The sequence below is a fragment of the Agrobacterium sp. 10T429 genome, assembly GCF_056393925.1.
Map to the genome: position 1 here is coordinate 72,240 of NZ_JBFTGV010000001.1, position 12,662 is coordinate 84,901.

Annotated in this window: 12 protein-coding genes; 3 read left to right on the top strand and 9 right to left on the bottom strand. The window is 58.5% G+C overall.

Going from position 1 to position 12,662, the window contains the following annotated elements; genetic code table 11:
* Position 1 precedes the first annotated feature (1 nt).
* Both deoC and deoA read left to right on the top strand, forming a co-directional pair.
* Positions 2 to 775 (top strand): deoxyribose-phosphate aldolase, encoded by a 774-nt coding sequence (gene deoC, locus AC1DCP_RS00340; RefSeq protein ID WP_003514408.1) that lies wholly within the window; start codon positions 2 to 4, stop codon positions 773 to 775.
* The gene (deoA, locus tag AC1DCP_RS00345) at positions 772 to 2,088 is read left to right on the top strand and encodes a thymidine phosphorylase (protein WP_081308565.1); all 1,317 of its coding nucleotides are present in this window, start codon (positions 772 to 774) and stop codon (positions 2,086 to 2,088) included. The genes deoC and deoA overlap by 4 nt, the downstream gene beginning before the upstream one ends.
* Here the strand turns inward: deoA and AC1DCP_RS00350 are convergent.
* From AC1DCP_RS00350 to cyoA, 9 genes are all read right to left on the bottom strand, one after another.
* A complete protein-coding gene (locus AC1DCP_RS00350; protein ID WP_013635250.1) occupies positions 2,081 to 2,602 on the bottom strand; it encodes a TIGR02281 family clan AA aspartic protease in 522 nt (173 codons plus the stop codon). The two genes, deoA and AC1DCP_RS00350, sit on opposite strands and share 8 nt — an antisense overlap.
* A gap of 135 nt (positions 2,603 to 2,737) precedes the next feature.
* On the bottom strand, positions 2,738 to 3,367 hold the full coding sequence (gene upp / locus AC1DCP_RS00355) for a uracil phosphoribosyltransferase (RefSeq protein ID WP_003493096.1): 630 nt from the start codon (positions 3,365 to 3,367) through the stop codon (positions 2,738 to 2,740).
* 96 nt (positions 3,368 to 3,463) lie between these two features.
* The gene (locus AC1DCP_RS00360; RefSeq protein WP_065688443.1) at positions 3,464 to 4,441 is read right to left on the bottom strand and encodes an adenosine deaminase; all 978 of its coding nucleotides are present in this window, start codon (positions 4,439 to 4,441) and stop codon (positions 3,464 to 3,466) included.
* Complete coding sequence (locus AC1DCP_RS00365) at positions 4,438 to 5,658, bottom strand: phosphopentomutase (RefSeq protein WP_065659752.1); 1,221 nt, start codon at positions 5,656 to 5,658, stop codon at positions 4,438 to 4,440. Before AC1DCP_RS00365 ends, AC1DCP_RS00360 begins: the two co-directional genes overlap by 4 nt.
* A gap of 114 nt (positions 5,659 to 5,772) precedes the next feature.
* A complete protein-coding gene (locus tag AC1DCP_RS00370; RefSeq protein WP_065688472.1) occupies positions 5,773 to 6,543 on the bottom strand; it encodes an SURF1 family protein in 771 nt (256 codons plus the stop codon).
* A 195-nt stretch (positions 6,544 to 6,738) separates the two neighbouring features.
* On the bottom strand, positions 6,739 to 7,134 hold the full coding sequence (cyoD, locus tag AC1DCP_RS00375; RefSeq protein WP_003514416.1) for a cytochrome o ubiquinol oxidase subunit IV: 396 nt from the start codon (positions 7,132 to 7,134) through the stop codon (positions 6,739 to 6,741).
* The gene (cyoC, locus tag AC1DCP_RS00380; protein ID WP_003514417.1) at positions 7,134 to 7,760 is read right to left on the bottom strand and encodes a cytochrome o ubiquinol oxidase subunit III; all 627 of its coding nucleotides are present in this window, start codon (positions 7,758 to 7,760) and stop codon (positions 7,134 to 7,136) included. Before cyoC ends, cyoD begins: the two co-directional genes overlap by 1 nt.
* 5 nt (positions 7,761 to 7,765) lie before the next feature.
* Entirely contained in the window at positions 7,766 to 9,769 is a 2,004-nt protein-coding gene (cyoB, locus tag AC1DCP_RS00385) for a cytochrome o ubiquinol oxidase subunit I (protein WP_003514419.1), read from the bottom strand.
* Positions 9,770 to 9,845: 76 nt separating this feature from the next.
* On the bottom strand, positions 9,846 to 10,919 hold the full coding sequence (gene cyoA, locus AC1DCP_RS00390) for a ubiquinol oxidase subunit II (protein WP_003514421.1): 1,074 nt from the start codon (positions 10,917 to 10,919) through the stop codon (positions 9,846 to 9,848).
* Positions 10,920 to 11,225: 306 nt separating this feature from the next.
* On the opposite strand from cyoA, the gene AC1DCP_RS00395 reads away from it, so the two are divergent.
* Positions 11,226 to 12,554: an MFS transporter gene (locus tag AC1DCP_RS00395; protein WP_476774110.1), complete on the top strand. Its 1,329-nt coding sequence runs from the start codon at positions 11,226 to 11,228 to the stop codon at positions 12,552 to 12,554.
* The last annotated feature ends 108 nt before the right edge of the window (positions 12,555 to 12,662 follow it).

Below are 12,662 nucleotides of genomic sequence, written 5' to 3' on the forward strand. Positions count from 1 at the left end.
CATGGAACTCCAGCGTCCGCGCGAAGCGGCTGCCCTGACACTATCCTTGCTGGACCTGACCAACCTCAAGGAAGACTGCACGCCCGAGCAGATTGCTGCTTTGTGCCAGAGGGCTCATACCGAATACGGCAATACCGCCGCGATCTGCATCTGGCCGCGTTTCGTCGCCCAGGCGCGTGCCGCTTTCGGAAAAGACCATGCGATCCGTATCGCCACGGTCGTCAATTTTCCTTCGGGCGATCTGGATGTTGCGACCGTGGTGGCGGAGACCGAGGCGGCTATCCGCGACGGTGCCGACGAAATCGATCTGGTCATCCCCTATCGTAAGTTCATAGCAGGCGATGAAACGGCTGTTTCCGAGATGGTGGCTGCCGTACGCAAGGTCTGCGTCGCACCCGTTCTTCTCAAGGTCATTCTCGAAACCGGCGAGCTGAAGGACAAGGCTCTCATTCGTCGTGCTTCCGAACTCGCCATTGCCGAAGGGGCCGATTTCATCAAGACCTCAACAGGTAAGGTCGCCATCAACGCCACGCTGGAAGCCGCCGATATCATGTTGCAGGCGATCCGCGACAGCAGGCAGAAGGTGGGCTTCAAGCCTGCCGGCGGTGTCGGCACGGTGGAAGACGCCACGCTTTATCTGCGGCTGGCGGAAACAATCATGGCGCCCGACTGGGCCATGCCGTCCACGTTCCGCTTCGGCGCTTCCGGCGTTCTCGATGATGTCCTGAACGTGCTGGCCGGCGGCGAACCGGCCAAGGCCGCCAGCGGGTATTGAGCTTGATCCCGCAGGAAATCATCCGCCGCAAACGTGATGGCCTGTCTCTTGCGCCGCAGGAGATTGCCGCTTTTATCGAGGCGCTGTCCAAGGACGGCATATCGGAAGGCCAGGCCGCTGCCTTTGCCATGGCGGTGTTTTTCCGGGGTATGAACCGCGACGAGATGGTGGCGCTGACACTCGCCATGCGCGACAGCGGCGATGTCCTTTCCTGGAACGATATTGGCAGGCCGGTGGCGGACAAGCACTCGACCGGCGGCGTCGGCGACAACGTCTCCCTGATGCTCGCCCCGATCGTTGCCGCCTGCGGTCTTGCCGTGCCAATGATTTCCGGCAGGGGCCTTGGCCATACCGGCGGCACGCTCGACAAGCTGGAAGCGATCCCCGGTTACGATGTGATGCCGGACGAAGCCCTGTTCCGCCGGACGGTCAAGACGGTCGGCTGTGCCATCATCGGCCAGACGGGCGATCTCGCCCCCGCAGACAAGCGCCTCTATGCTATCAGGGACGTGACCGCAACGGTGGATTCCATCCCGTTGATCACCGCCTCCATTCTGTCTAAGAAGCTTGCGGCCGGACTTCAGACGCTGGTTCTGGATGTGAAGGTCGGCAACGGCGCTTTCATGCAGAGTGTGGAGGATGCCCGTAATCTCGCCGTCGCGCTGGTCGATGTGGCAAATGGCGCAGGCCTGCCGACGACGGCTCTTATAACCGACATGAACCAGCCGCTTGGCGATGCCGCAGGCAATGCGGTCGAAATCGTCAATTGCCTGGACTTTCTGGCTGGCCGCAAGGCGGGAACGCGTCTCGAAAAGGTGGTTCTTGCCTTTGCTGCGGAAATGCTGGTGCAAGCGGGCAGCGCGGCCACTCTGGATGAAGGCGAGGCGCTGGCTGAGGCCGCCCTTTCCTCCGGGCGTGCCATGGAAGTCTTTGCGAAAATGGTCGCAGCACTTGGCGGGCCTGCGGACTTTGTCGATCATCCATCGCGTTACCTGCCATCGGCGCCGGTTATTCTCCCGGTTTCGGCTGAGCGCAGCGGCTGGCTGGCATCCTGTGCGACGCGCGATCTCGGCATGGTCGTTGTCGAGCTTGGCGGCGGCAGAAGAATGCCGTCAGACAAGATCGACCCCTCGGTCGGGATCTCCGATATCCTGCCGCTCGGCACAAAAGTGGAAAAAGGCGAACCAATCGCCTGCGTCCATGCGGCCTCTAAGCAAGAAGCGGAACTTGCCGTCAAAAGGATTACGGCCTGCTATGGGGTTGCTGACACTGCGATGGAAACCAGCACTGTGGTCCTCGAGCGAATTACCTGACCAGCCTCATTTCGCCACCCGATACCTTGAATGACGATAGTTGTTTCAGGAAGCTCATGCCAACAAGCATGTTGCTCAACGCATTATCTTTCAGCACCATGGCGTCGACATTCTGAACGCGGATCGTGCCGATTTCCACCCGGTCGAGCTTCAGATAGGCCGCCATGGTCTGGCCGTTGGCGGTTGAGATCGGATATTTGAAATCGAGGCTGTTGACGCCGAAACCGAGCCGCCGGGCGATCGTCTCATTGATGGCAACCATGGAGGCGCCGGTATCGACAAGCCCGTCGAAAGATTTGCCGTTGATACGGAAGGCGGCGTTGAAGTGGCCGCGTGCGTCCGCTTTCAGATTGACGCCACCAAGCGAAACGGGTTCCGGTTTGACGGCTTCCGATTTGACTTCGGCTTTTTCCACCTTGGCTTCCGGGCGCGGCTGAAATTTTTCCACCAGCGCCGGAATCTGCGTGGCGCTGACCGAAAGACCGATAAGCAGAAAAATCGTACGCGCCAGCAAGTCGTCGCTCCTGAGAAAGCAGGGTTATCCCTATGCAGAATAGACGCAAAACATGCTGAAATCTTAAAAGAAAAAAGCCATTCGCCGCTTGTTGGTCGGCGAATGGCTCAAACGGTTAAGCGATGATGAACGGTGTTACTTCGTGCCGTACATGCGGTCGCCGGCATCGCCGAGGCCGGGAACGATATAACCCTTTTCATTCAGCTGCTTGTCGATTGCGGCAGTATAGATCGGCACATCGGGATGCGCTTCACGGAAATTCTTGATGCCTTCGGGTGCAGCCAGCAGACACAGGAAGCGGATGTTCTTCGCGCCCCGCTCCTTCAGCTTTTCAACCGCAGCGATGGAGGAATTGCCGGTCGCCAGCATTGGATCGACGACGATGATCAGGCGGGCATCGAGGCTTTCGGGAGCCTTGAAGTAATATTCGACCGCCTCCAGCGTATCGTGATCGCGATACACGCCGATATGCGCAACACGCGCCGAAGGCACGAGCTCGAGCATGCCTTCCAGAAGGCCGTTGCCGGCACGCAGGATGGAGGCGAAAACCAGCTTCTTGCCCTCCAGCACCGGAGCCTCGATGGTTTCGAGCGGCGTATCGATGGTTTCCATCGTCATTTCAAGGTCGCGCGTCACTTCATAGCAGAGCAGCGTCGAGATTTCCCTGAGCAGGCGGCGGAAGCCGGCTGTCGAGGTTTCCTTCTTGCGCATGATGGTAAGTTTGTGCCGCACCAGCGGATGTTCGATGACTGTGACGCCGTCCATGAAACTGGCCTTCCTTTTTTATCCTGTGCCCCTGTAATTCACCGAAAGCAGGCTTTTCGCAAGCCTTCTTCGCGGTTTTACCCCGCCAACCGATGCCTAGTGGCTATCGAGTTTCGCAAGCAGCCGGGCGCGTGTGACTTCATCCACAAAGGCGCTTTCCAGTGCGGTTCGGGTCATGCGGTTAATCTCGGCATCGCTGAAACCGAAAGCATCCGCAGCCAGCGCATATTCCCGGGCAAGCGAGGTAAAGAAGAATGGCGGATCGTCGGAACTGATGCAGACGCGCACCCCGGCATCGCGCAACGTCCTCAGCGGATGGCTGCCGAAATCGGGATAAACGTTGAGCGCGATATTTGATCCGGGGCAGACCTCAAGCACTGTTCCCGCCTCAACCAGCCGATCGACGAGAGCGGCGTCTTCGATGGCGCGCACGCCATGGCCGATGCGCGACGGCTTTACGAGATCGAGCGCATCGACGACGCTTTCCGGTCCGCAGACCTCACCCGCATGGATGGTCAGCCCAAGGCCGGCATCGCGGGCAATGTCGAAGGCGCGTGCGTAATCGGCGACGCGGCCCATGCGCTCCTCGCCCGCCATGTTGAAACCGGTCACCAGCGGATGTTTCGTCCGTGCTGCATATTCAGCCGCCGCGATGACCCGTTCAGGACCGAAATGCCGCTCGCCGGTCACGATGATGCGGGTTTCGATACCGGTCTTTTCTTTCGCGATCCGGATGCCCTCGGCGATACCGGAGAGATAGGCGTCAGCGCCGAGCCCGATGCGGTCGCCATGATCGGGCGAGATGATGAGCTCGCTATAGATCGTATTGGCCTCGGCAAGTTCGGTCAGATAGGTTTGCGTCAGAACCGCATAGTCCTCATCGGTCTTGAACACCTGCGCCACCGCATCGTAGCACTGGATGAATTGCGCAAAATCCGACCAGACGTACTGGCCGTCGCGCAGAAAGCTACTGGTGTCTATGCCGTATTTCTCAGCCTGTTGTGCGACGAGGGCAGGGGGTGCCGCACCTTCCAGGTGGCAGTGAATTTCCGCTTTCAGCAAATGCGATGTCAAATGAAGCTCCTGCCGTGCGAACCGGCCTCGATTCCTAGATGGTGGGCGATGCTTTCGCCGATGTCGGCGTAGCTTGAACGAATGCCGACATCGCGGGAGCGGATGCCCGGCCCGAATGCCATGATCGGCACTCTTTCCCGTGTATGGTCCGTGCCCCGCCATGTGGGATCGCAACCATGGTCAGCGGTAAGAATGGCGATGTCGCCCGGCGCCATTTTGCGATGGATTTCCGGAATGCGCGCATCGAAGGCTTCAAGCGCCGCCGCATAACCGGCAACATCGCGGCGATGGCCGTAGAGCATGTCGAAATCCACGAAATTGGTGAAGACAAGATCGCCGTTTTCGGCTTCGTCAATAGCGTGCAGCGTTGCATCCATCAGGGCGCTGTTGCCATTTGCCTTGATGATGCGCGAGACACCCTTGTGGGCATAGATATCGCCGATCTTGCCGATCGCGTGCACTTTCCTGCCAGCCTCCACAAGGCGGTCGAGCAACGTCGGTTCGGGCGGCGGAACGGAGAAGTCGCGGCGGTTGCCGGTGCGTTCGAAGGTTGCGACCGTCTCGCCGATGAAGGGACGGGCAATGACACGGCCGATATTCAGCGGATCGAGCAGCTTGCGCACCGTCTCGCAGAGCGTGACGAGCCGCTGCAATCCGAAATGGGCCTCGTGCGCGGCGATCTGGAACACGGAATCGGATGAGGTGTAGCAGATCGGCTTGCCGCTCCTGATATGCTCTTCGCCAAACTTCGCGATGATCTCGGTGCCGGAAGCGTGGCAGTTGCCGAGAATGCCTGGAATATCCGCTTGCGTGCAGATGGCTTCCACCAGTTCGGGAGAAAAGGCGTCGCCCTCTGTCGGGAAGTAGCCCCAGTCGAAGGTGACGGGCGTGCCCGCGATCTCCCAATGGCCTGAGGGCGTATCCTTGCCCTTCGATATTTCGCTGGCAGAGCCATGCAGGCCGAAAATACGCTCCGGCGGTTCCATGCCGGCGGGAATGTCGCCGCTTGATTGTCGTGCAATCTCCAGAAGACCAAGCGAAGACATGTTGGGCAGCTTCAGCGGACCCGCCCGAAGGCCCGGCCTGTCGGCAGCACCTGCGGCGCAGAATTCGGCGATATGACCGAGCGTATTGGCGCCGAGGTCGCCATAATGCTCCGCGTCAGGCGCACCGCCGACACCGAAGGAATCCAGAACGAGAAGAAATGCTCTTGCCATAACTCACCGAAACGAAAATGCGCCGACGGGCAATGTCAGGCCGAACTGTCGTTATAGATCAGCAAAACGTGAAGAAGGAAGTGATTTTATGAACCATCCGGTAAAACCGGCTGTTCAATCCTCTTCCCGTTTCGATTTCGGCGCGTTGAGATTGCGCAGCACGTACCATCCAGCGGCAATTACCATGGCTGCAAGAATGTACCATGTGATGGCGTAGGACAGGTGGTTGTTGGGGAAGGTGAGCATGGTCTTGCCGCCGACCGGTAGGCCACCCGGATTGGGCGTCGCATCGGCATCGACATAAAAGGGCGCCACGCCGGAAAGGCCGGATGCCTGCGATATCTGCGGGATATTGCGGGAGTACCAGCGCCGATTTGCCGGATCGTTGGTTCGAAGGAAAAGCCCGCCGGTTTCTGGCGCGCGCATCAGCCCGACGATCTCGACCTGCCCGCTTGGTTCCCCTTCGCGGCGCGAGGATGGATCGCGTTTGTCGGAAGGCACGAAGCCACGATTGACGATGATATTCGATCCGTCATCGCGTCTCAGCGGCGTCATCACCCAGTAGCCGGGGCCGAGATCACTGACCGTATAGACCTGGACCTCCTTGTCGTTGAGGAAGGTGCCGGACAGTTTCACGCGGCGATATTCATACTCTGCGGGATCGGCAAGGGCCGGCCATTCGCGGGCTGCCGGTGCATCCACAGGTGCGGCATGGGCGCGAGCTTCGACGCGTTCGATGAGATCGAGCTTCCAGAAGAGGCGTTGAACCTGCCATGTTCCAAGCGCCAGCAGGAAGCCTGTCAGTACAATAGTCAGAAGCAGGACGACGATTGCTGCGGGGCGGATGCGTCGCGTGTGCGGGGCGGTTGTCGACGGATCGGTCATGGTTTCACAGTCCTTGCAAGGCCATGCGGTTTGCTGCGGCAACACTGTCGGCTGTCGGCTGTCGGCATCCGGGTCTTCCAGCAAATAACCCCATAAATCGCGCCGACGATTCATGGGGTTATGCGCTGCGGGGGTAGTGTGCTGGCGCAGAAAGCGGCCCGCCGGAAATCCGGCAGGCCGTTGATCTATGGCTGCTCAGGGCAGGTTTTTCACATCCTCGATGTGCAGCGGCATCATGTTCTTGTTCATGTTGTACATGACCCAGAGTGAGCCGGAGAGCGTGATCAGCAGCACCACGACGGTGAAGATCAGCGCCATGAAGGTCCAGCCGCCTTCGGACTTGGTGTCCATGTGCAGGAAGTAGATCATGTGCACGAAGATCTGGATGACGCCGAGACCCATGATCGCGATGACCAGCAGCGTCTTGTTTTCAAGAACGTCGCCCATGACCAGCCAGAACGGGATCGCCGTCAGGATGACCGACAGGACGAAGCCGATCATGTAGCTTTTGAACGTGCCGTGGCTGGCGCCATCATGGTGATGATGGTCGTCGCCATGCGCGTCGTGGTGTGCGTGTGCTTCGGAACTCATCAAAGAACTCCCATGAGATAAACGAAGGAGAAGACGCCGATCCAGATGACGTCAAGGAAGTGCCAGAACATCGACAGGCACATCAGGCGACGCTTGTTTGCGGCGATCAGACCATGTTTTGCGACTTGGAACATCAGTGTGACGAGCCAGATCACGCCGAAGGTGACGTGCAGACCGTGCGTTCCAACCAGCGCGAAGAAGGCGGAAAGGAACGCTGAACGCTGTGGACCTGCACCTTCTTCGATCAGGTGATGGAACTCGTAAAGTTCCACGGCGAGGAAGGCGAGACCGAAGAGACCGGTGATGCCGAGCCAGATCAGCGTCGTCTTCACCTTCTGCTTTTCCATTTCCAGCATGGCGAAGCCATAGGTGATGGAAGAGAAAAGCAGGAAGGCGGTGTTGATCGCCACAAGCTTCAGATCGAACAGATCTGCGCCCGAAGGGCCGGCCGCGTAGTTGCGGCCGACAACGGCATAGGTGGCAAACAGCGTTGCGAAGATGAGGCAGTCGCTCATCAGATAGAGCCAGAAGCCCAGCGAGGTGCCGTTCTCCGGATGGTGGTCTTCTTTCAGGTAGAAGACCGGTGTTTCCGCGCCCGCGGCGCTTTGTGCAGGTGTATGAGCCATATTCGTTACGCCTGTTCCGCAAGCAGCTTCGTACGTTCCGCCTCGACTGTCGAAACATCGGAGGCAGGAATGTAGTATTCGCGGTTGTAGTTGAAGGTATGGGCGATCGAGACCGCGATGATGGCGAGCATGGACAGAGCCGCCAGCCACCAGATGTGCCACACCAAGGCAAAGCCAAGCACGACGCTGATGGCGCTGATGATTACGCCCGCACCGGTGTTCTTCGGCATATGGATCGGGATGAAGCCTTCCTTGGGACGGTCGTAACCGCGCTTCTTCATATCCGCCCAGGCGTCGACGTCATGCACAACCGGCGTGAAAGCGAAGTTGTAGGCAGGCGGAGGCGACGAGGTCGACCACTCCAGCGTACGCCCATGATAGGGATCGCCGGTCACGTCACGGAGCTGATCGCGCTTCAAGAAGCTGACGATGAGCTGGATGACGAAGGAAGCGATGCCGAGCGCGATCAGGAAGGCGCCGAAGGCTGCGATCAGGAACCAGATCTGGAGCGAATTGTCTTCGAACTGGCTGATACGGCGGGTCACACCCATCAGGCCGAGAATGTAGAGCGGCATGAAGGCGAAGTAGAAGCCGATGAACCAGAACCAGAAGGACAGCTTGCCCCAAAACGGATCCAGGCGGTAGCCGAAGGCCTTCGGGAACCAGTAAACGATACCCGCAAGCACACCGAACACCACGCCACCGATGATGGTGTTGTGGAAGTGGGCGATGAGGAACAGCGAGTTGTGGAGCACGAAGTCCGCCGGCGGAACAGCGAGAAGAACGCCGGTCATGCCGCCGATGACGAAGGTGATCATGAAACCGATCGTCCACAGCATAGGAACGTCGAACTTGATGCGGCCCTTGTACATGGTGAAGAGCCAGTTGAAGATCTTCGCACCGGTCGGGATCGATATGATCATCGTGGTGATGCCGAAGAAAGCGTTGACGCTTGCGCCGGAACCCATGGTGAAGAAGTGGTGCAGCCACACGATATAGGCGAGGATGGTGATGACACCCGTCGCATAGACCATCGAGGCATAACCGAAAAGACGCTTGTTGGAGAAGGTCGAGACGATTTCCGAGAAGACGCCGAAGGCCGGCAGCACCAGGATGTAAACTTCGGGATGGCCCCAAATCCAGATGAGGTTGACATACATCATCGGGTTGCCGCCGAGATCGTTGGTGAAGAAATTCGTGCCAACGTAACGGTCAAGGGTCAGAAGGGCGAGCGTGCCGGTCAGGATCGGGAAGGATGCCACGATCAGGATGTTCGAACACAGCGACGTCCAGACGAAGATCGGCAGCCGCATCATGGTCATGCCGGGTGCGCGCATCTTGATGATCGTGACGATCAGGTTGATACCAGAGAGCGTCGTGCCCACACCGGCGATCTGCAGACCCCAGATGTAATAATCCACACCCACGCCCGGACTTCCATCAATGCCGGAAAGCGGCGGATAGGCAAGCCAGCCAGTCTGCGCATATTCACCGATGAACAGCGAGATCATGGTGATGACGGCGCCGGCCGTGGTCATCCAGAATGAGAAGTTGTTGAGGAAGGGGAACGAAACGTCGCGGGCGCCGATTTGCAGCGGCACGACGAAGTTCATTAGACCGGTGATCATCGGCATGGCCATGAAGAAGATCATGATGACGCCATGGGCCGTGAAAATCTGGTCGTAATGGTGCGGCGGAAGATAGCCTTCCGATCCACCGGAGGCGATCGCCTGCTGGACGCGCATCATGATGGCATCTGCGAAACCGCGCAGCAGCATGACGAGTGCCAGAATGATGTACATGATACCGATCTTCTTGTGATCGATGCTCGTGAACCATTCATTCCAGAGATAACCCCACAGCCGGAAATAGGTGAGGGCGCCGACGACGGCGATGCCGCCAAGAGCCACTGCCGCGAAGGTCGCGACGAGAATGGGCTCGTGAAGCGGGATGGACTCCCATGTCAGCTTCCCGAACAGGAATGACGTTTGATCGGAATTGACGATCATTTTTAGCCTCTTGCGATTCTAAGACATAAGATCGGCGCAGCCATTGGCCGCGCCGCATAATGCCGGGACTTATCCGTCAGCCAGCGACTTGTTTCGTTTCCGGCAGCGCCGCGGGTTCGAAAGTCTGTCCTTCGATCGCAGCCGGAGTGGATTGGGGTCCGCTGGCGACACCGTAAGGTGAAAGCGGTGTGCAGACGACGGAGTTCAGCGCCTTGGCGATATCGATGCCTTCCTTGCCGCCGCCGCCCTTGGCGTCGATATGCATCATGTCACGCATGCAGAGCTTGTTGGGCTCGACACAGCGGTTGAGGATGGCATCGTAAAGCTGCGGATCGACGGAGGCGAAATATTGCACCGGCTCACGTTCCGAAGGCTTGGCAAAGTCGAGATATTCCTGGCGACCGAAGCCTTTGCCGCCATCCTTGATCTTCGCAACCCACTGATCGAAGCCCTGCTGGCTGAGACCATGGAACTTGAAGCGCATATGCGAGAAGCCGGGGCCGGAGAAGTTGGCCGAGAAGCCGTCATAAACGCCTTCCTTGTTGATGACCGCGTGCAGCTTGGTCTGCATGCCACCCATGGCGTAGATCTGGCCGGCGAGTGCCGGAACGAAGAACGAATTCATCGCGGTCGTGCCGGTGATCTTGAAGTTGATCGGAACATCGACCGGAGCTGCGAATTCATTGACGCTGCCAATGCCGAGCTCGGGGTAGAAGAACAGCCACTTCCAGTCCATGGCCACCACTTCCACCGTAAGCGGCTTGGTTTCGGCGGTAACCTGACGGTTTTCGTCGATACGCTCCAGCGGGCGGTAGGGGTCGAGACGGTGGGTGGAAATCCAGGTCACCGTGCCTAGCATCAGGATGATGGCGACCGGGGCGGACCAGATCACCATTTCAAGGCGCGTCGAGTGATGCCATTCGGGATCGTAATCCTCGGCCTTCGCCGATTCGCGATACTTCCATGCGAAGAACAGCGTCAGGGCGATAACCGGGACGATGATGAGCAGCATCAGAACCGTGGACGTGATGATGAGGTCGCGCTGCTGGATGGCGACGTCGCCCGAAGGGTTCATCACCACGAGGTTACAGCCGCTAAGCAGCAGCAGTGCGGGGATTGCCAGAAGGGCAGATGTGATTTTCTTGATCATGCGCACGTTCTTTGAACTCGTACAGTTTGGATTATGCCGCGATTAATTGCCGAACATCATTTTTGAAATGAGGTATATTGTCGCGGTGCAGCGAAACCTTCGCGATGCACCATAGGCTTAGCGGAGCCGCGTTTGAAGGCGGAGCGGCTGCATTATCGCATAGGGAGCTTGCGGAGCAAGCCTTTCTTATCAAACTTCAATTGACGTTACGTAGGGTGCGTGTGACAATCCGTCGCATCGTAACGCTAAGGAAGAGGAGCCGGCGCGTTACAGGAAATGGTTCGTCCATGACGCAGGAGGGATATTATGAGTTATACTGATGCTGCTCCATCTTTTTGGCAGGCGCCGGAAGCGAAGGGACATGGGACCGATCCGGTCAAGGTCGATCCGGATCGCATTACAATTGCTGTCATTCTTGCGAGAATGACGGAGTTTTTCGACTTTTTCATCTACGCCATCGCCTCCGCGCTCGTTTTTCCGCATGTCTTCTTTTCCTTCGTCGATCCGCTGACGGCTACGCTTTATTCCTTCGCGGTCTTCTCGCTGGCCTTCATCGCAAGGCCGATCGGTTCATTGATCTTCCTCCAGATCGACCGAAAGTTCGGCCGTGCCGTCAAGCTGATGGCGGCCCTGTTCACGCTGTGCGGTTCCACGATGGCGATCAGCTTTCTTCCGTCCTATGCGGAAGCCGGCATGCTTGCCCCCTGTCTTCTGGCGGTATTCCGTATCGGTCAGGGACTTGGTCTTGGCGGTGCCTGGGATGGTCTTGTCTCGCTCCTCGCCATGAATGCACCGCCGAAGCAGCGCGGCTGGTACGCCATGATGCCGCAAATTGGTGCGGCGATGGGCTTTGGTCTTGCTAGCGCATTCTTCATCGTGTTCGTGACGCAGCTCTCCAGCGCGGAATTCTTGGCCTGGGGCTGGCGTTTCCCGTTCTTCGTTGCACTGGCGCTCAATGTTCTCGCGCTCTTTGCCCGCCTGCGCATGATTGTCACGCCGGAATTCCAGTCCATGCTTGCACAGCATGAGCTGGAGCCGCGCCCCGTGTTCAAGATGCTGCGCTCGCAGTTTCCGGTCGTGCTGACGGGCGCTTTCGTGCCGTTGGCAAGCTTCGCGCTCTTCCATCTTGTCACGGTCTTCCCGCTGAGCTGGGTTTCCCTCAATACCACCCAGCGGGTTTCGGACTTTCTGTTCGTGCAATTCGTCAGCGCCATCATCGCCGGCGGCATGATCGTCGTGTCTGGTATTCTCGCCGACAAAATCGGCCGGCGGAAGCTGCTGGCTTTCGCCGCAGTGCTGATCGGTCTTTTCAGCCTCGTGGCGCCGCTTCTGCTGAGTTCGGGCGATATAGGGCGCTATCTTTTCGTCTTGGTCGGCTTTGCATTGCTTGGTCTGTCCTTCGGCCAGGCGGGCGGTGCGCTCGCCTCCCGCTTCAGCCGCGAATACCGTTATACCGGCGCTTCGCTCACCTCGGATATTTCGTGGCTGATCGGCGCTGGTTTTGCACCGCTCGTGGCGCTCGGATTTTCGTCCAAATTCGGACTGTTTGCGGTCGGCATTTACCTGATGTCGGGTGCAGTCTGTACACTGGTCGCACTGTGGTTCAGCCGAACGCTGGACATGCCCTCGGAGTGAGCAGGGCAATATAAACATCTCTGCAGTCATCGCGCCGCGGAATCCTGTCGGATTTCGCGGCGTTTTTGTTTTTTTATTKCGTGGGACCGATTTTAATCTTGACTCGGC

Bases quoted from the DNA above. Each gene is read 5' to 3' on its own strand.
- deoC (WP_003514408.1), top strand. From the start codon at position 2: ATGGAACTCCAGCGTCCGCGCGAAGCGGCTGCCCTGACACTATCCTTG.
- upp (WP_003493096.1), bottom strand. From the start codon at position 3,367: ATGGACGGCGTCACAGTCATCGAACATCCGCTGGTGCGGCACAAACTT.
- AC1DCP_RS00365 (WP_065659752.1), bottom strand. From the start codon at position 5,658: ATGGCAAGAGCATTTCTTCTCGTTCTGGATTCCTTCGGTGTCGGCGGT.
- AC1DCP_RS00370 (WP_065688472.1), bottom strand. From the start codon at position 6,543: ATGACCGATCCGTCGACAACCGCCCCGCACACGCGACGCATCCGCCCC.
- cyoD (WP_003514416.1), bottom strand. From the start codon at position 7,134: ATGAGTTCCGAAGCACACGCACACCACGACGCGCATGGCGACGACCAT.
- cyoC (WP_003514417.1), bottom strand. From the start codon at position 7,760: ATGGCTCATACACCTGCACAAAGCGCCGCGGGCGCGGAAACACCGGTC.
- cyoB (WP_003514419.1), bottom strand. From the start codon at position 9,769: ATGATCGTCAATTCCGATCAAACGTCATTCCTGTTCGGGAAGCTGACA.
- cyoA (WP_003514421.1), bottom strand. From the start codon at position 10,919: ATGATCAAGAAAATCACATCTGCCCTTCTGGCAATCCCCGCACTGCTG.
- AC1DCP_RS00395 (WP_476774110.1), top strand. From the start codon at position 11,226: ATGAGTTATACTGATGCTGCTCCATCTTTTTGGCAGGCGCCGGAAGCG.